The organism is Blastococcus sp. TF02A-30 (assembly GCF_003319185.1).
Lineage (GTDB): Bacteria > Actinomycetota > Actinomycetes > Mycobacteriales > Geodermatophilaceae > Blastococcus.
In genome coordinates this window covers 390,658-407,904 of record NZ_QOHJ01000002.1, presented here as the reverse complement: position 1 = coordinate 407,904, position 17,247 = coordinate 390,658, and the positions used below count along the sequence as shown (strand labels likewise).

The window sequence follows — 17,247 nt, the reverse complement described above, 5'->3', positions numbered from 1 at the left end:
TTGATTCCCTCTCTGCCGGTCAGCCGGCGACGGTGGCGGCGTGCAGGTCGACGCCGTGGTCGGCCAGCCACGGCACGGGATCGACGGACGCGCCGTCGAGGCGGACCTCGAAGTGCAGGTGGACGCCGGTGCTGTTGCCGGTGGACCCCTGGAAACCGAGCAGCGCCCCGGCGCTGACGCGCTGCCCGGCGGTAGCGGTGTAGGCCGACAGATGCGCGTAGCGAGTGGTCACTCCGTCGCCGTGGTCAAGTTCGACGAGGTTGCCGTAGCCGGCCAGGCTCAGGCTGCCGTCGCGGTCGCAATAGGCGCTGGTGCACGCCGCGGTGACCACGGTGCCGTCGGCGGCGGCGTAGACCGGGGTGTCGCGGGGTCCGGCGATGTCGACCCCGGCGTGCAGGGCGTCCCCACGGGGCCCGTAGCCGGAGGTGACCGTGCCGGCGGTGGGCCGGATCCACGCCCCGGCGGCCACCGGCAGTCCCGGGCAGATGGCGGGCGCCACGCCGGAGGGGGCGGCCGCTGCGGCCTGGGCGGTCGGCCACAGCATGGCGGTCAGCTCCCGGGCCAGCGGGGCCCAGCGGGCGTAGGCACCGCCGGCGGCGGAGACCTGCACGGCCTGGGCCGCCTGCGTGAGCGGGATGGTCTGCCAGTTGGGCACCTCGACCAGCCGGGTGTAGAAGGCCTCGGCGGCGTAGACGGGATCCATCAGCTGGGCGACGGTGCCCCAGCCGGCGATCCAGCGCTGTTGGAAGGTGTTGACGCTGTCGTGGTCGGAGCCGAGCCCGTCATGCCGAAAGTTCAGGCTGGCTGCGGTCACGGCGGCCTGCTCGGCGGTGAGTTCGGGGCTGCTGCCGTCGTTGGCCAGCATCCGGATTCGCGACTCCTGGTACGCGGTCGCCAGCGCCACGGTCGCCGCGTACGGGTCGAGTCCTTCTGCCGCGGCGACGGAGACGATGGTCTGCGCGTGGCCCATCTGGACGGCGTCCAGGTTGGTGCCGGCGACCGTGGCGCCGGTGCCGCCGATCGAGCAGGACGACGACGCCGTCGCCGTTGACGCCTCCGGAGCGGCGAGAACCGCGAGAGGGATCAGCAGCAGCGTCAGCACACCGAACACCGGAACGGCGACGGGAGCTGCGACCTTCCACAGCCACCGCTTGGCGTACGCCCGCGCCAGTCCTTCGGCCGTCCCGCTCATGCCGGACGTCCTGTGAGGGCCTCGTTGGTGTCGGTCAGGGCCAGCTCGGGCGCCGTGAGGACGGTCTGCACCTTGAAGGCCCGGTCGCCGACCAGCCACAGGGCGCGGCCCTTGCCGGCGATCGCCCATCCGGTGACCACTCGCTGGGCGATCGGGGTCAGCCCGAGCATGGTGGCGAGCTCGTCGGCGACGGCCTGGTCTTGGCCGTGCAGAACCTTGACGTCGCACAGGTGCAGCAGGTCGCGGGCGATGGCCACCGCCTGGGAGGAGGCGTCGCCGGCGGTGAGCATGTCCGAGGGCTTGTGCGCGAGCAGGATCTGCACGTCGGCGTCGCGGCGGGACAGCCGCAGGTTGGCGTCCAGGCTCTTCATCGCCTCGGCACCGAGGCGCATCTGCCGCCAGGTCTCGTCGCGGATGACGATGCGCAGGTCGCCTGGGTCGGCGATCTCGCGCATCGCCTGTCCCCAGGAGTTCAGGCAGGTCAACGCGATGCCGACGGCCTGGTCACCGAGCGGCTCGAGGCGGGACAGCGACAGGGATTGGATGGGCGCACGCCAGTCGACCTCGATCGACGTGTGGTCGTCGAACAGCCCGGCCAACGAGCCCTTCACAAGCGAGCCGAGGGCATCGCGCAGGGTGCGGGTGCCGTCGAGGAAGTGCCGCCGGTCGGCGTACCGGCAGCAGGCGACGAGGTCGTCGGTGGGCTCATCCAGGGCTTGCCACAGCTGCGGGATGGTGGGCTCGGTCAGCCGGGTGGCTCCGCTGCGGTAGCCGGTGAGCAGTCGCAGCGCCTCGCCGACGGCGGTCTCCTCCACGGGGCCGAAAGGCACGTTCTGCGAGCCGACCAGGCCACGGATCAGCACCAGCCAGCGGGCGAACATGATGGCCTCGCGACGGCAGGCCTCGGCGGCGTCGAGCTGCTCCCAGCCGTGGCCGAGCGGGCCGAAAGCCAGCGGGTTGACCCGGGCGGAGAGTCCGTGGCCGATGACGAACGGCTCCACGCCCAGCGCGCGGCACAGCGGCTCGTACTCGTCCTTGGTGTCGCCCAGGATCAGCGTGCGGTAGCCGTAGGCCAGCATGCGCAGCGCGAATGCCTTGACAGTCGCGGACTTGCCGCGGCCGGGCTTGCCGAAGACCACGACGTTCGGGTTGGTGACCGGGATGGCGTCGTCGGTGACCCAGCCGACCGGATCGCAGTAGAACGCCCCGCCCGACAGCAGGTCGATGCCCATCTGCGCGCCCGTAGGCGGTAGCCCGCTGCTGGCGATCAACGGCCACACCACCGGCGTCTGCTCCGACGTCATCCGCCACACCGACAGCGGCGCCGGTGTCGCCGCCCGGCCCCGGCCCCGCCCACGCGGCCCACGGCGGGGCACCAACTCGATGAACGGCCCGCGCTCTCGTCGCCCCGCCTCCACGGCGGGGACGGCGGGGAGCCGGTGACCGAAGTTGTCGAGCAGGACGGCGACGTCCCGGCCCCGGCGGGAGCCGCGGCGGGTCACCGTCGTCCTCGCCGGTTGGGCAGCCCGACGCCGAGGGGAATGGCGGCGGCGGCGAAGCCGGAGTCCTGTGCCAGGTCCAGCCGCAGCGGCACGAAGCCGGCGGCACGGATGGAGGCGGCGAGCCGGCGGCCGTGCTCGTCCACCGGCCAGGTGGCCGGGACGGTGACGCAGGCCGCGACGGCGGGACGGACCAGCGCCCGCCCGGCGGCCAGCTTCTCGTCGGCGGCACCGATCCGCTCGGTGTCCCGTCGCTGCCGGGCCCGCTGCCGAAAGCCCATGCGGGCGCGCAGCTCGTTGCCGGTGGTGGCGCTCATGTCCTCCCGCCCGACCAGCCGGGTAGCCCGGTCCAGCGGCAGCGGGGCGAGGAACACCGTCAGGCAGCGCCGCTCCCCCGCCGTCGTCGGCACCAGCACCGGGGCCAGTGCGCCGAGCACCGCGCCGGAGTCGGGCAGCAGGATCGTGTCGGTGACCGACGCCCACGCGTCGTGCACGTAGTGCCGTCCCTCGGCGCGGGCCTGGGTGGGTCCGGCGGCGGCCATCGGCACCCCGGTCGCCAGCCGGGCGCCGTTGCCGGCGGCCAGGTCGGCGGCGATCAGTTGGCCACGGTCGCCGGGCGCGAAGCCGGTGCGCACCGCGGCAGCGAGTGCCGCCGAGTCCAGCCAGGTGATGGCGGTGCAGCCGACCGGGCCGCGCAGCGCACTTTCGACCTCGGCCATCACCCCGTGCAGCACCCGGGCGCGGCCGTCCACCCCGCCGCCGCCCTCCTTCGCGGCCCGGCCGATCCGGCTCTCGCCGACGACGACGGTCACGAAGGCCTCGGTGCGCACCGCGGCCGGAGTGAGGGTGGCACCAAGCAGCGCGTTCACCCGGGCGGCGAGGGGCGCGGCGTCCGCACGCGTGTGCGTTCGCTCCCAGGCGGCGCGCTCGGCACCGTCGTCGGGTACCGTGCGCACCTGCAGCGTCAGGACGTCGATCAGTTCGGTGCGCGCGGCGATCTCGCACAGCTCGGCCAGCCCGGCGCCCATCCGGTCTCGCTCGCCCGGCTCGGCCATCCCGATGCCGGGATGGTCGATCCGCGCCACGACCGCCCAGGTGCGCGCCGCGGAGTTCTGCACGATCACCGGGCGGGTGAACAGCTGCCCGTAGGGCGGTCCGTCGTGAGTGCGGATACCGGCGAGCACCCCGGGCAGGTCCGCCTCGGACAGGTCCTCGGCCGTCCCGGACGCGGCTCGGGAGCCGAACACCGTCCAGCCCATCGCACCTCCGATCGCGTGCAGGCAGAGGTCGGCGAACCAGCGGCCCGCGGCCCGCCCTCGGATTGGGACCAGCAGCACGGCGGCCACCAGCGCCCACACCGGCAGCCACACCAGCAGCAGGCCCCACATCTGCGCGTTGAGGGCCAACAGCGCCGGTACGCCGGCGAGAGTGACCAGGGCCAGTTGGGCGCCGGTCATCCCGAGGAACCAGCCCGAGACGTCGCGGGAGTAGTCGCCGTAGCGGACGGCGTTCATCGGGCGTCGTCCTGGTCGGGGCCGATCGGACCGCTCTCGCCAGGCCGTTCAGGTGCCATGCCGTCGAGGCGTTCCGCAGGCCAGGCCGCAGCAGGGCCGTCGTGGAGGTCCTGGGCCCGCCCGTTCTCGGTTGGTCGCGTGGTCATTGTTCCGCCGTCGTCAGGACGATGCCCTCGGCCCTGCCCGCCTCCGGTCGTCGTCCCTCCGGCGGAGCCGTTGCCGCGCGCCGGTACCCGGGTGGGCAGCGGTTGTCCGTAGTACGGGTGGGTGTGCCCGACTCCGGCGCCCGACAGCACGTCGGACGCCGAGGCGGCCACCCCCGCGGCCAGTCGGCCGGCCGTGGAAGTACCGGTGGTCAGCGCGCGCAGCGCGCCGGCGAAGCGCCTACTCGTCGCCGCGTCGGCGGTCGACTCGCCCTGCGCGCGGTCACCGGCCAGCTGCGCCGCGGCGCCTGAGGCAGCCACACCACCGGATGCGGCACCCGCCGCCGCGGTCGCCACGGCCGCTCGCCCGCCACCGGCCTTCTGCAGCGCGCCCATGACTCCGCCTGAGGCGGCCAGCGACGAGCGCAACGCCGCACCACTCGACGTGCCGGGGTCGACGAAGGCCAGCAGCCGGAACAGCGCCAGCGGACAGATGGCTCCCAGCAGGATGAGCAGACAGCCCACCACCGCCATACCGATCGCGGCCTCGGTGCTCGTTTCCTCAGCTCCGGTGAGGATGCCCTCGGTGATGGTCACTCCGACGCCGAGGACGAGCACGGCAACCGGGGCAACCAGCAGCGCCGCGAGGAACCAGCGCAGGCTGCGCCAGAACCAAGTACTCGACGTCTGCGCCAGCAGTCCTCCTGCCGAGATCGCCGAGGTCGCGGCCAGCACGATCAGCGCCGCCTCGCGGACCAGCATCAGCAGCAGGTAGCCCACACTGGCCGGCACCAGCAGGAAGATCGAGCTGACCCCCAGCACGGTGGCGACCGTGCCGTCGACCAGGTCGCGGCTCACGCTGATCGACGGGTCGAAGGCGGCCATGGTGTCGATGTCGAGCAGGCTGCGCAGCAGGGCGGTGGTCAGTCCTGATACGCCGGTGACCAGCAGCGCCGCCACCCCGATGTAGCCGGCCCAGACCAGTCCGAACTGCAGCAGTCCGATCAGCAGCCGGCCCAGCGTCTGCCCGTCCCGGCGCACCGCCGCGATGCCCAGCTGGACCATGGCCATCAGCGCGGCCACGGTCGCGCCGATGCCGAAGGTCACCGGATATACCGCGGCGAGCGGGCCGCCGGCGGACAGATCCGGGGTGGCCAGAGCGTCGATCACCGAGAAGGCGAGTCCCAGCAGCCACAGCCCGGCCTCCCACAACGACAACATGGCATTGACCCAGACGTCTTCGACCACCGCGCCGGCTGCCTCACCGATCACGCAGAACGGGTTGATCGGCAGGCACGGCAGCGAGCCGCCCACCCCTGGAACCGCCGGAAAAGCCGTCACCATCTCGTCTGCGGCCGCAGCCGGACGCGTGGACAACGACCAGATCGCCAGCGCCAGAAGAACGACCGCTCCCAGTCGGTGCGCCCAGTTGCTACGCCCTCCGCGTCGCTGCTCAGACATAGCGCAGGTCCCGGTAGCCGGCTGCGATGGCTGCCTCGGTGCCCGGCCAGACCGAAGGCGCTGGCGCCGGCTCCTCCCCCGGGCCGATGACCCACCGGTCCCCGACCCAGGCCATGCGCTGGCAGTCGGCGATCGCGATCCGGGAGGTCTGCTCCACGGTGACGGTGAACTCGAAGTTCACGCACACCACGGCGAAGTCCTCCCCCACCGTGCCCTTGATCAGCCCCATCACCGGACGGACGACGATCGCCAGCTGCGGAGACCCCGCACCGGACAGGCCCGCTGCGGACAACAGGCTCGCCATTCCGTCCACCCCGGACCACGTCTCTGAGGTCGGCCCTCCAGGAGCGGCCCACTCGGCGATCACCCGCCGCACACCCTCCATCGAGCCGCTCTGCATCGCCGTCACGTCGATCGCCGCCAACTGCGCCAGCGCACCCTCCGGAGTACGCGGGAAGCCGGTGGGCACGTCCGCCGGTCCCACGCCGGTAGCGCGCGGCAACTCGAGAACACCGGCAGCCTGGTTCGACACCGGGCCGGGCAGCGCGTCATGAGGGTCGGCGGTCGGCATCGGCGCAGCGGCCAGCGCATCGTGACGCGACATGTCCCGGGAAGGAACTGCAGCCTGACGTGCGGCGTCCCCCTCGTCCGGCTGCTCCTTGAGCCCTCCGACAACTGCCAGGACCAGGCCGGCCAGAAGCGCCAGCGCCACCAGTGCGCTGACGACGAGCGCCGCCAGGAGACGCGCAGGGCTCCACTCCGGCTCCCCGCTCCCACGTACGTCGGGACGGCGGCGCATCAGGTGCACCCACTGCCGGTGATCGATCCGAGGATGACCAAGATGACCGCGTAGGTGATGGCCACCATCACGACCACCGCGATGCCCATCGCCCCGTACCGGGAGGCATGCGGGTGGGAGAACATGCGGCCCACCAGGACCGAGCCCAGCGAGACGACCGCGGCGATCCCGATCAGCGCGAGCACACCCCACTTGACCCACGCCGTCACCTGATCGGCGAATGCCTCCACTCCCGGCGGCGCCTCCGGGCAGACCGCTGCGGTCAGCTCCACCGGCGCTGCAGTGGCAGACCCCGCGGTCAGCACGACCAGAGCCACAGCGACGAGCGCGACGGTCGAGGCTGCCCGTACCGCTGCTCTCCTGCGGGGGCTCACTGGGTCTCCCCCGCCGCGGCCGGCCGGAACGCCGCCGCCGGGTGCCGATGCTGAGGCTGCGGTGGCACGGCCGGTATCAACAACGCGGCCAGCGACCGGCCCGCGGCCTCCACTCCTCTGGGCAGCCGGTCCACTGTCAGACCGGCTGTCTGCAGTCGTCGGTCGATCGGAACTCGGACCACCCGTCTCTGCGACCGCAACTCGCGAAGCAGCGGACCGCAGTTGGCGTTCACCGCCTGAGGCCAGCGCGCAGGGCCCACGACGGCCACCACTACCGGCTGCTCGGCGAGCTGGCCCAGCACGTGCTCGGTCAGTCGCACCCCCGGCGCGGTGGGTCGGCAGACGACGACGGTGAGCGTGCGGTCGGCGGCCAGCCGGGCCAGGTCCTCCGGAGCAGGCAGCCCGAGATCGAGGACGGTGACCGCCGGCTCCTCGCTGATCGGGAGGACCGGCCAGCCGCCAGGCTCTACGTCCGCGACGCGTCGGTCGATCGTGACGCGGTCGCGGGAGCCACGTCGCCAGGCGCCGGCGGCGTCGGTGCCCAGCTCCGCCGACGCCGCGGCGATCAACCCCGACCGGCGGGGATGCGCGGTCTCCACCAGGTGCACCCGCCGGTCCCGGGTCGCGGCGGCGTCGCTGATGGCCAGCGCCACGGTGGAGGCGCCGGCACCGGCATGTGCCGCGACGACCGCGATCCAGTCGGCCGCCAGCGCGTCGCTGTCACCCCTATTGCCAAGGGCTGCGGGCGCCGTCTTTCCCTCCTCCCGCCTCGAGCGGTGGGCGGGTACAACCGGCGCCGTCGCGATCGTCCCCCGCCCCTCGGCTTTCGGACGGCGGGCACGCAGCTCGCCCAAGGCGTGCTGGATCTCCGCGACCGACAGCAGTCGATCGTTGGATCGGCCGTCGCCACCGTCGGCCACACCATCGGTCGTGTCGCCTGTCTCGTCGGCGTCCTGAAGCAGTGAACTCACGCGACGGCCGCCAAGTACTGCGGAGCCACGCCGCGCAAGGCTGTCAACGTGCGGTTCCGCCGGCGATACAGCGTGCGCGTCGTGATGCCGTGCTCGGCGGCAACCTGCTGGTCGGCGCGCCGGTGTCGACGGTCGCGACTGCACTCGGTGGCGATCAGCAATGCGACGTCCTCGGCGTCGACCCCTGAGCGCACCGCCCACTGCAGCAGGTCGACGACGTCGAGGTCCTCCCCCTCCTCCCGGGCGTTGGCGGATGCGATCCGAGTGATGTCGCCCGTAACGGTCAGGACCTCGCCCCGGTCGGGGTGGTAGCGGCTGCTGGGGCGCAACTCGGCGAGTACCGCCCGCCGCGTCTCGGCGCGCAGGTTCGCCGCGATCGCCCGAGGCCGGCGTCGCCACGGGTAACGGCGGATCTGGCAGGCGAGTTCGCCGACGACCACGGCGAGACTGTCGGGGTTCAGGTCTGCGAGCTGCCTGGCCATCGTGCGAACGAGCCCGCTGAGCAAGTGAACGGTCAGCAGCAGCGCGTCGTCGTCGCGGCCGCCGTCCACGGCGGCCAGCCGGACGAGCGCGGCGAGAACGGCGTCGCGGCGGTCGTCCTGGCTGCCCTCGGCCCAGACGGCGAGCAGGTCATGGACGCTGCTCAGCCCGGCCAGAGTCGGCTCGGTGGCGGACCAGCGGACGAGGATGGAGTCGCAGTCCAGGCGGGCAGCCAGCTCCGGCCAGCTGCCGACGATGGTGGGGTCGTAGAACATGTGCGGTCCTCCGGCATCGGTGTGATGCCGTCGAGGCTCCGCAGCGACGTTCAACGAGCCGTCACCCTCGGCAGGGGTGACAGTGCTGGTCACCTCACCGCGTCACCCGCTCGGTACCGCTATCGCGTCCGACGAGGATTCGGCGTCCCTTCGGGCCAGGGGTGACGTATGCCAGATAGGACTGGGAAAGCGGCAGGTCTGGGGTGACGCTTGATCAGCGGCTCGACTGCAACGGTTGATCATGACCGTGCGAGAAGTCGGCTCGAGTCGCCTCGCACAGCGGCTGCTCGCTCGTTCACGGCGAAGATCGTCAGCGCTGCCGCACGTGAGGGGAAAGGGCAGGCTCCGATTGACATCTGACGTTGGTCGATGTGACATGCACTAGTGCGAGTAGTAGACAGCGGGGTCTCCAGTGCCCGTGCTTTCGACGCCGTCCTCGCCGTTGATGGCCTGGCCGTCATCGGAACGATCGGATTCTTCGGGCCTGCGGCGGTCCTCCTCGCAATTGTGACCGGCGCGGTCATCCGAGACCGCCGTCTGGCAGCACGCGAGAACGCGGAAGCCGAGCAACGCAGTGAGGCGTCCGAGTGATCCGAACTTTGCTACGTCCCATCGTCGACACATTCCGGAGCCCACCCAATGACCGCCTCCGATGCCAGCTCTCGCCATGTGCCGGCGGCCCTGCTGCTCGCAGCCGTCGTTTTCATCACCGGCTGTGCCGGGACGGACGAGTCGGAAGCCGGCGCACGAAGCAGTTCCAGCTCGCCGGCCAGCACTACCACCGCGGCGACGTCGGCAGCCCCCAGCACCACCGCAGCGCCGACAGGCACGAACATTGCCGTGTCGTACGTGGGCGGTCAGGTGACCGGAGATTCAGGCCGAGTCCCGGTCACGCCCGGTGACCAGGTGACGATCACCGTCACCAGCGATGTGGCCGACGAGGTCCACCTGCACGGTTACGACCTCTCCGCTCCCGTCGGGCCTGACACCATGAGCACGTTGACGTTCCAAGCGTCGATCTCGGGAGTCTTCGAGGTAGAGCTGGAAGAGCTGGGCACGCTCCTGTTCACCCTCCAGGTCGGATGACGCTTCTCGCCCACGGGGTCGGCTCGAGGACCGACCTACCCATCCCGTTGGGGCTCGCGCTCTACGGCGGCGGGGCCGCCGTCCTGATGAGCTTCGCGGCCTTGCTGCTCTTCTGGCGCAAGCCCAAGGTCGGCGACTCCTCATCGGGGCGGCCCCTGGCGGACATGGTTCAGGGCGCCGTGGACAGCCCAGCCGTCCGCCGGGGGCTCCAGATCCTCGCGCTGGCGGTCGCCGCCTTTGTCACGGTCGTCGCCTTCGCAGGCCCGGACGAGACCTCCCGCAACATCGCGCCGTGGGCTGTATACGTCACCTTCTGGGTGGGGCTCGTGCCCGTGAGCCTGCTGTTGGGGCCCGTATGGCGAATCGTCAACCCCCTGAGGCTCGTCCATCGCGCGCTCCGGGGCATCGCCGGCCCTGCCCGAGCAGCCGAGACACTCCCCCGGCTGGGCCTGTGGCCGGGGGCCGTGTCCCTGGCGGTCTTCGTGTGGCTCGAGCTGGTTCCGCCGCAGCGGGCCGAGCCTGCGACCGTCGGGTGGTTTCTGGTTCTCTACGCCGTCATCCACACCGCCGCCGGGCTCTGGTTCGGGGAGGGTTGGTTCACTCGGGGTGACGGCTTCGAGGTGTACTCGACGCTGCTGGGGCGCCTCTCACCGTTCGGACGTCGCGACGACGGGCGCCTGGTCTTCCGCAACCCGCTCACGAACGTCATGACGACGCCGGCCGAGCCGGGCCTCGCCGCCGTCGTCGTGGTGCTGCTCGGCTCCACCGCGTTCGACGGCCTGTCTCGAACGGTCTACTGGCAGACCGGGCCCGGAGCGGCGAGCGATGCTGCGTCCGGTACCTGGGGCCTAGCCGCGATGATTGCTGTGGTCGCTGTGCTGTACGTCGGGGGCACACGCCTGTCCGGGCGCCTCAGCCACTTACCGCTGAGAGAGCAACCACGCACTTTTGCCGCAACGGTCATCCCCATCGCGGTCGGCTACACCATCGCGCACTACTTCAGCCTGCTTCTCCTCGACGGCCAGACGACATGGATCCTGTTGAGCAACCCGTTAGGCCTTGACGGGGTCGACCTGTTCGGCACCTACGGCAATCGGGTCGACCTGACCGCCGTGTCCGCGGACACGATCGCTTACGTGCAGGTCGGCGGGGTCGTCGCCGGCCATGTCCTGGGCGTCACGTTGGCGCACGAGCAGGCTCTTCGTGTGGCGCCGCGAGCGCCTGCCTCTGACCAGTTGCCGCTCGTGGTCGTCATGGTCATGTTCACGTTCGGCGGCCTGGGGCTGTTGTTCGGTTTCTGACTCGGCGAACCAGTACCAGTTGGATGCCCGCGTCACCTCCGGCGGTGCGCTGTCGCTGTTCCGCACGAGGTGACGCAACAGCCACCCAGTCGGCTCAGGTCGTGGTGTGCCGCCGCCGAGCCGAGAGCGCCATGACGAGCGCCGCCGATCCGGCTAGTAGTCCAGCGCCGCCGACGACGAGCGCGGTCACGGCCAGTCCCGAGCCATCGGACTCGTCGGCGCTGTCGCCGCCAGCAGCCTCGGTGGCTGCCCCGTCCGCCTCGTCGCCGTCAGCTGCGCTGTCCACGAGCGTCAGCACGGGCGCGGGATTCTCGGGGTCGGGCTGGCCGTCGAGCGTGGGCTCGATCCACGCGGACTCTTCACCGTCGTCGTAGGTTTGGAGCGTCGGGAAGGTGATGGTGTCGACGTCGGGGAGCGGACCGCCGTTGATGGAGAAGGTTTGATACTGGCCCGGGCCGATTCCCGCCCCCGGCTCGGCGGTCCAGACGATCTCCGTGACGGCTTCGCTGACCTTGGTGCCGTGAACGTCGACCGGCGGATCGATCGGGCTCCGCGTCAGGGTCGCGGTCCACCCGGGAACCGGCTTCGTCCGCACCGATGCCAGCGGCGTCTCGGTCGGGATCTGTACCCGCAGCGAGATGGTGGAAGCCGTCTGGCTCTCGTTGGGCACCCGAAGGGTCACCTCCCCGAAGCCTCCGGGCGCAGCGTCAGGAGAGCTGATTCCCACGTGGGCTGACGCGGCGGTCACGCCGAGCCCCAGCACCGTCGACATCGAAGCGAGGCCGACGGTCAGCGTCCGAGCCAGTCGGGATGTCACAGGAGGCCTTCCTATCTGAGTCGGATCCGGCCCTACGCCGAACCCGTCCTACTAGATGCGTCCGTCGCGACTGCCTACGAACCAATTGGACGATGGACGACAGAGCCACAACAACGCTGTTCACCGCGAGTCGAACCGTTCACCGTGACCGGCGACGTCAGCGACGGTCGGATCGACGTGCTGCCAAGTCAGGGCTCCCTCCGGAACATCGACGTGAGTCCCATGACGCCCAGCATCTGGTCGAAGTAAGGGCTGTCACCTCGGATGACCGCGCGACCGCCGGCACGGGAGGTGCGCTTGGCCCACCGCTGCAGGTGTGGAAAAGCAGTGGCGTCGATGTAGGTCAGTCCGCGGACATCGATGGCCACAACAGCCAACTCCTCCAGACGCCGCTGGAGCTCCAATCGGTTGACGGCGGAAGCGTCCACCTCGCCCCGAAGGTGAACCACCCAACCGCCCCGCTCCTGTTCCACAGAACTGGGCGCCTGCTTGACGGGAGCAACTCCCTGCTCGACGGGAACGACCTCACTGCGGCGCTCGGACATCCGGCTGACGTGATCCGGCAGCTTGGCCAGCTCCGAGTCCACGGTCCGCTGCACCATCCGCTGCATCGCCCTGCGCTGCAGGACCTGCCGCAGCCGGTTGCCGCCCTGGGGATCGTGGGTCACGGTCACCGTGACGTGCGTGGCACCGGGCGAGGCGTCAGCGAGTTCGACGCGGGTCTGCCAGTTCTCCGACGCCAACTCCAGTCGGGTCCCGATGCGTTCCTCCGCGACCCATTCGACGACTTCCCCGCTCACCGCGCCTTGCGGTGGGGGCATGCCGTCCAACCGCCCCTGCGCGCAGACGAAGCGAGTCCCCTTGCCCATCACCGCGTCCGCCTCTGTCCCTGGGCCTTCGGAAAAGACGTAGGAGACGTCGCACACCGGGCAGTACGGGGTCAAGGCGGTCAGTGCCCGCCACACGGACCCCCGAGCGAACGGAACCTCGCGTGTTCCTGAGGCGGTCGTCATCCCGTTCCTTCGACTTCGAGGGGCCGGCCAGGTCTCTGGGCCGGCACTACCGAGACTAGTAGGAGCTGGCGACACTTCCTTACGCCGACTCTCGCCCGTCTACGATCCACGTTAGGAGATCGAGGATCAGCGTCGAGGGAGGTTCCGTGGAGCACGGGCGGCACTCAGGGATGTGGGTACCGGACGAGCCGCCGACGTGGGGGCGAATGTTCCTGCCTCACCTGGAGGCCTCGTCGGCCCTGGCAGTGCTGAGCCTCGTCGCGCTGGTGGTGTACCTGGCAGCGGTCATGCGGTTGCGCCGAACGGGCGTCTCGTGGCCCTGGTGGCGGACGCTCTCCTGGCTCGCCGGGACTGCGTCGCTGTTCGCCGTCACCGGCACCTGGCTGAACGGCTACAGCATGGTGCTGTTCAGCGTCCACATGACCCAGCACATGATCCTCTCGCTGATCACGCCGCTACTGCTCCTGATCGCCGCACCGGTGACCCTGGCGCTCCGGACCCTGCCCCGGGGCCGGGGCGCGGCCGGCGTCCCGCGGGCACTGCTCCTCAACGGGCTGCACAGCCGCCTGGCCCGGTTTCTCGCCCACCCGCTGTTCTCGATTCCACTGTTCCTCGCAAGCCTCTACGGCGTCTACTTCACGCCCCTCTTCGACGCTTTGATGAGCAGCCCCGCGGCACACCAGCTGATGCTGGCGCACTTCGTCGTCACCGGGATCCTTTTCTTCGGGCCTATCGTGGCGCAGGACCCCTGGCCACGAACGCTGAGCCACCCCGGCCGGATGCTCGAGCTCTTCCTGCCCGTGCCGTTCCATGCGTTCTTCGGCGTGGCGATCATGATGGCCGGCTCGCCTGTGGTCGACACGTTCGCCCAGCCCCCGGCCGGGTGGGACATCGACCCGCTGCGGGACCAGGGCGAGGCCGGCGGCATCGTCTGGGCCTTCGGAGAACTGCCCACCGTGCTGGTGCTGGCGGTCGTCTTCTTTTCCTGGGCCAGTTCCGACGAGCGGCGCGGCAGGGCTCTCGACCGGGCAGCCGACCGCACCGGTGACGCCGAGCTGGCGGAGTACAACGCCCGCCTCCGTGCCTTGGCGTATCTGAACAGGTGAAGCGCGGCGGCGCCGTTCCAGACCGACTAGCAGATTCGAGACAAGGACTTGTCTTCGCCGGGAGCGGCCTGCGAGGACGTCAGCCCCCGCAGGCGCCGACCGAGATCCCACGAGCATTCAGCCACGCAACTGGGTTCGAGGCTCCGCTGTACATGGCCCCGTTCGGGTGCACCTCGAAATGTACGTGCGGCCCGGTCGAGTTGCCTCTGTTGCCGACCTCCGCGATCTGCTCACCGGCCACCACACGATCCCCGGTGCGCACGAAGTAGTCGTTGATGTGCCCGTAGACGTAGACGGCGCCGTCGTCGCCGAGCAGGTAGACAGCCAGCCCGAAGCCGGTGGCCGGCCCAGCACGCTGGACGGTTCCCGAGATGGGGGCGTACAGCGGCGTGCCGATGGGAGAGGCGACGTCTAGCCCGTTGTGCGAGGTTCCCCAGCGTGCGCCGAAGCAACTGGTGACGCGTCCGGAGAATGGCGCGGTGTAACCGGAAGACCCGCCGGACCCAGCATTGCTGGGCCTGTTGCTCCGCGCCGCCGCCGCGGCCTCGGCGACTTTCCGGGCCGACTCCTCGGCTGCGGCAGCGGCGGCGGCCTCCTCGGCCTGCTTTTGGGCCGTCCACTGCTGATAGGCGTTCCGTGCCCCCTGCAGCTCGAGAACCCTGATCTGGGCTGCCTTCAGGTCCGCCTCGTGCGTCGCCCTCTGTGCGGCCACCTCGGCGTAGGCACCTTGCTGGGCGGTCAGCTGCGCGTCGGCCTGCGCTTTGGCGGCCTGGGCCGTCTCCTCGGCGGCGGCCATCTCGTCGCGGGCGGCGCGAGCGGAGGAGTCGGCGTTGGTCTGAGTCACCTTGGCGACCTGGAGTTGGCCGAGAACGTCCACCTCGTTGACTGCGACGTAGTCGAGCAGAGCGGCGCGCTGAATAAGTTCGCCAGGTCCCTCGGAGCTCAACAGCGCGGCCGTCCTGGAGATCGTCGACCCGTTCATGTAGCTGTCGCGGGAGAACCGGGCGATGCGGGCTTCCGCGACGGCGACGGCAGCCGCCGCTGCTTGGAGCTCGACTGCTCGCTGTTCAGCCATCGCCTCGGCCTGCAGGAGCGCTTCCTCGGCGATCATGTAGGCCGTCCCTGCGGCCTCGGCCTCGATGCCGACGCGTTCGAGCTGGGCTTCGGCGACCGCTACCAGGCCGGCGATACGGCCGACCTCGGCCGCCGCAGTCGCCTGCTCGGTCTGCGCGGCACCGATCTGGCCGTCCGTGGGGTTGGGAGGCGCGGGCGCTGTGAGACCAGGCGTCGCCAAGCCGACGAGCGCAATGCTGGCGAGCACACCGACCAGCGTGCTCCGCAGCGGACGGCGACAGCCCGGATGACTCTCTGTCGGCCAGCGGTGACCTGGCCGTCCAGCGACTGTCGGGCCGGCCCGTCGGAGAGAACGGTGATGGGGCATGGCTCGCTCCCTGGGGAAGAGGGTGGCGGTGTGGATGAGCCCGAGCAGAGTCCCACTAACTGCGATAGTAGCGATGGCAACACGCGGCACCCATGTCACTCACTTCCCACCGCTGAGTCACGCCTTGGGCACTCAGAGTGCCCGCCATACCGCGTCGGCCCCCCGGGTCTTGCGCCCACCCGTGCGCCCGGCGCCACGTCGTCTCTCGACGTGATTACCGATCAGCCACAGCCGCCACCGAGCGTGATGCCGCGGGCCCCCAGCCACGGCGTTGGATCGACGCGGTCCTGGTAGAGCCCATTCCGATGGGTCTCGATGTGCAGGTGGGGTCCCGTCGACTGCCCCCGGTTGCCCACCTCGGCGATCTGCTGACCGGCAGTGACCACCTGACCCGCGTTCACGAAGTACTCGTTGATGTGGCCGTACACGGTGATGGTGCCGTCCCCGTGCTGGATGTAGACGGCCAGGCCGAACCCGCTCGCAGGCCCCGCGTCCAGCACCACTCCGTCATCCGGTGCATAGATGGGCGTACCGATGGGAGCGGCGATGTCCACGCCGTTGTGCTTGGCGCCGGACCGGCTTCCGTAGCAGGACGTCACCCGACCGGCCACGAGCGCGGCGGTGCCGGCGCGCGCCATCGCAAGTTCGCCTCGCTGCTGCTCGTCCCGCGCGACAACCGGATCTGCCACTCCCTGCGCCCCCAACAGCTTGATCTCCGCGTCGCGGAGCTGCGCGTCGAGGGCGAGCTTCTGGCCAGCAGCAGCGTCGTACGCCTGCTGAGATGCCGCGAGCTGCGCCTGGGCTGCAGCCTCCGCCTCGACCGAGGCGCGCACGGCCGCATCGCGCTCCGCCACCGCAGCCTGGGCCGCCCGATCAGCGCGCTCCTGCCGCCCCTGGATCACCTCGAACTCCTCGAGCCGCTCGGCGCGGTCCTCACCCAGGAGGTCGAGCATCGCGGCCCTCTCCAGCACCTCGTCAGGTCCGGCCGCGTCGAGCAGCACGGCCGCATCGCCCAGCGAATCGGCACCCATGAAGGCATCGCGGCCGAGAGCGGCAATGCCGCCCCGAGCGGCATCGACCGCCGCGCGAGTCGCCTCCAGCTCAGCGGCAGCGGCAGCGGCTTGCGTCTCTGCATCCACAAGCGCAGCCTGCGCAGCGCGGGAGGCGTCGGCCGCAGCCTCCGCTTCCACGGTGGATCTCTCCAGATCCTTCTCAGCCGCGGTCACCAACCCCGAGATCCTCTCGACCTCAGTACTCAGGACAGCCTCCTCCGACTGCCCTTCGGCGGGGGCAGCAAGTGCCGTCACGGCCGACAGTCCGATGACGAGCGCTGCCGTGGCGGCAACAAGGCCCGTGCGCCGGTGGCGGATGATCGCGGAACCGACTCCGGGGAGACCCGTTCGACTGTCTCGACGGAGTCGATCGGAGCGGACTACGGACCGGACGACGGACGTGCGGACGGATCGGTTGTGCAGCGTCGCCAAGGCGGCGGATCTCCGTTCTTCCTCGCCGCCTACCGGGTTAGCTGACGGGTTCGGGCGGGAAGGCGCCCTACCCGCGTGCTCGCAGTCGCGCTCACGCGGGATTCACCCCAGGGGAACGGTGGGTCCCCGGTCCGTCCGGCCGTGTGGCACGGGCAGTTAGGCGGGGTCCGACCGAGGCTCTCCGGTCGAGAGGCACAGCTCGGTAGGACCGCCCGGAACCGTAGTACGAAGTTCCTTAGTTGTCACGGTTGCATAACGACGGCCGACGAAGCTGCTGGTCAACAACACCTG

Annotated in this window: 15 protein-coding genes and 1 riboswitch; of the genes, 3 read left to right on the top strand and 12 right to left on the bottom strand. The window is 70.8% G+C overall.

The features are described from left to right. Positions 1–19 precede the first annotated feature (19 nt). The 8 genes from DQ241_RS06295 to DQ241_RS06260 form a co-directional block, all read right to left on the bottom strand. A complete protein-coding gene (locus tag DQ241_RS06295; protein WP_113829295.1) occupies positions 20–1,192 on the bottom strand; it encodes a M23 family metallopeptidase in 1,173 nt (390 codons plus the stop codon). Beyond that, entirely contained in the window at positions 1,189–2,694 is a 1,506-nt protein-coding gene (locus tag DQ241_RS06290) for an ATP-binding protein (protein WP_113829294.1), read from the bottom strand. The genes DQ241_RS06295 and DQ241_RS06290 overlap by 4 nt, the downstream gene beginning before the upstream one ends. Continuing rightward, entirely contained in the window at positions 2,691–4,205 is a 1,515-nt protein-coding gene (locus DQ241_RS06285) for an SCO6880 family protein (RefSeq protein ID WP_113829293.1), read from the bottom strand. The genes DQ241_RS06290 and DQ241_RS06285 overlap by 4 nt, the downstream gene beginning before the upstream one ends. Further along, entirely contained in the window at positions 4,202–5,662 is a 1,461-nt protein-coding gene (locus tag DQ241_RS06280) for a hypothetical protein (RefSeq protein WP_233492254.1), read from the bottom strand. The genes DQ241_RS06285 and DQ241_RS06280 overlap by 4 nt, the downstream gene beginning before the upstream one ends. Before the next feature lie 139 nt (positions 5,663–5,801). Beyond that, positions 5,802–6,608 (bottom strand): hypothetical protein, encoded by an 807-nt coding sequence (locus DQ241_RS06275; RefSeq protein ID WP_113829464.1) that lies wholly within the window; start codon positions 6,606–6,608, stop codon positions 5,802–5,804. Further along, complete coding sequence (locus DQ241_RS06270) at positions 6,608–6,880, bottom strand: hypothetical protein (protein ID WP_233492253.1); 273 nt, start codon at positions 6,878–6,880, stop codon at positions 6,608–6,610. The genes DQ241_RS06275 and DQ241_RS06270 overlap by 1 nt, the downstream gene beginning before the upstream one ends. Before the next feature lie 98 nt (positions 6,881–6,978). Beyond that, on the bottom strand, positions 6,979–7,953 hold the full coding sequence (locus DQ241_RS06265; RefSeq protein ID WP_113829290.1) for a hypothetical protein: 975 nt from the start codon (positions 7,951–7,953) through the stop codon (positions 6,979–6,981). After that, positions 7,950–8,708, bottom strand: a complete 759-nt coding sequence (locus DQ241_RS06260) for a hypothetical protein (protein ID WP_113829289.1) — start codon at positions 8,706–8,708, stop codon at positions 7,950–7,952. The genes DQ241_RS06265 and DQ241_RS06260 overlap by 4 nt, the downstream gene beginning before the upstream one ends. 639 nt (positions 8,709–9,347) lie before the next feature. Between DQ241_RS06260 and DQ241_RS06255 the strand changes: the two genes are divergently transcribed. Together DQ241_RS06255 and DQ241_RS06250 are read left to right on the top strand one after the other, a co-directional pair. Beyond that, positions 9,348–9,794, top strand: a complete 447-nt coding sequence (locus DQ241_RS06255; RefSeq protein WP_113829288.1) for a hypothetical protein — start codon at positions 9,348–9,350, stop codon at positions 9,792–9,794. Beyond that, the gene (locus DQ241_RS06250; protein ID WP_113829287.1) at positions 9,791–11,095 is read left to right on the top strand and encodes a hypothetical protein; all 1,305 of its coding nucleotides are present in this window, start codon (positions 9,791–9,793) and stop codon (positions 11,093–11,095) included. The genes DQ241_RS06255 and DQ241_RS06250 overlap by 4 nt, the downstream gene beginning before the upstream one ends. A 94-nt stretch (positions 11,096–11,189) precedes the next feature. Here DQ241_RS06250 and DQ241_RS06245 read toward each other — a convergent pair whose 3' ends face one another. Both DQ241_RS06245 and DQ241_RS20535 read right to left on the bottom strand, forming a co-directional pair. Further along, on the bottom strand, positions 11,190–11,867 hold the full coding sequence (locus DQ241_RS06245) for a YcnI family protein (RefSeq protein WP_255410966.1): 678 nt from the start codon (positions 11,865–11,867) through the stop codon (positions 11,190–11,192). Positions 11,868–12,100: 233 nt separating this feature from the next. Then, positions 12,101–12,877, bottom strand: coding sequence for an STAS domain-containing protein (locus DQ241_RS20535; protein WP_199584126.1), 777 nt, complete (start codon positions 12,875–12,877; stop codon positions 12,101–12,103). A gap of 254 nt (positions 12,878–13,131) precedes the next feature. Between DQ241_RS20535 and DQ241_RS06235 the strand changes: the two genes are divergently transcribed. Further along, positions 13,132–14,031: a cytochrome c oxidase assembly protein gene (locus DQ241_RS06235; protein ID WP_113829285.1), complete on the top strand. Its 900-nt coding sequence runs from the start codon at positions 13,132–13,134 to the stop codon at positions 14,029–14,031. A 79-nt stretch (positions 14,032–14,110) separates the two neighbouring features. Here the strand turns inward: DQ241_RS06235 and DQ241_RS06230 are convergent, their stop codons facing one another. Beyond that, positions 14,111–15,352 (bottom strand): M23 family metallopeptidase, encoded by a 1,242-nt coding sequence (locus DQ241_RS06230; RefSeq protein WP_233492251.1) that lies wholly within the window; start codon positions 15,350–15,352, stop codon positions 14,111–14,113. 341 nt (positions 15,353–15,693) lie between these two features. Continuing rightward, the gene (locus DQ241_RS06225; protein ID WP_233492250.1) at positions 15,694–16,698 is read right to left on the bottom strand and encodes a M23 family metallopeptidase; all 1,005 of its coding nucleotides are present in this window, start codon (positions 16,696–16,698) and stop codon (positions 15,694–15,696) included. Between the two features lie 270 nt (positions 16,699–16,968). After that, a riboswitch (cyclic di-AMP (ydaO/yuaA leader) is annotated at positions 16,969–17,115 on the bottom strand. Between the last annotated feature and the right edge of the window lie 132 nt (positions 17,116–17,247).

Excerpts from the sequence above, each read along its gene's own strand:
- DQ241_RS06295 (WP_113829295.1), bottom strand. The coding sequence starts at position 1,192 with ATGAGCGGGACGGCCGAAGGACTGGCGCGGGCGTACGCCAAGCGGTGG.
- DQ241_RS06285 (WP_113829293.1), bottom strand. The coding sequence starts at position 4,205 with ATGAACGCCGTCCGCTACGGCGACTACTCCCGCGACGTCTCGGGCTGG.
- DQ241_RS06275 (WP_113829464.1), bottom strand. The coding sequence starts at position 6,608 with ATGCGCCGCCGTCCCGACGTACGTGGGAGCGGGGAGCCGGAGTGGAGC.
- DQ241_RS06260 (WP_113829289.1), bottom strand. The coding sequence starts at position 8,708 with ATGTTCTACGACCCCACCATCGTCGGCAGCTGGCCGGAGCTGGCTGCC.
- DQ241_RS06255 (WP_113829288.1), top strand. The coding sequence starts at position 9,348 with ATGACCGCCTCCGATGCCAGCTCTCGCCATGTGCCGGCGGCCCTGCTG.
- DQ241_RS06250 (WP_113829287.1), top strand. The coding sequence starts at position 9,791 with ATGACGCTTCTCGCCCACGGGGTCGGCTCGAGGACCGACCTACCCATC.
- DQ241_RS06245 (WP_255410966.1), bottom strand. The coding sequence starts at position 11,867 with ATGTCGACGGTGCTGGGGCTCGGCGTGACCGCCGCGTCAGCCCACGTG.
- DQ241_RS06235 (WP_113829285.1), top strand. The coding sequence starts at position 13,132 with ATGTTCCTGCCTCACCTGGAGGCCTCGTCGGCCCTGGCAGTGCTGAGC.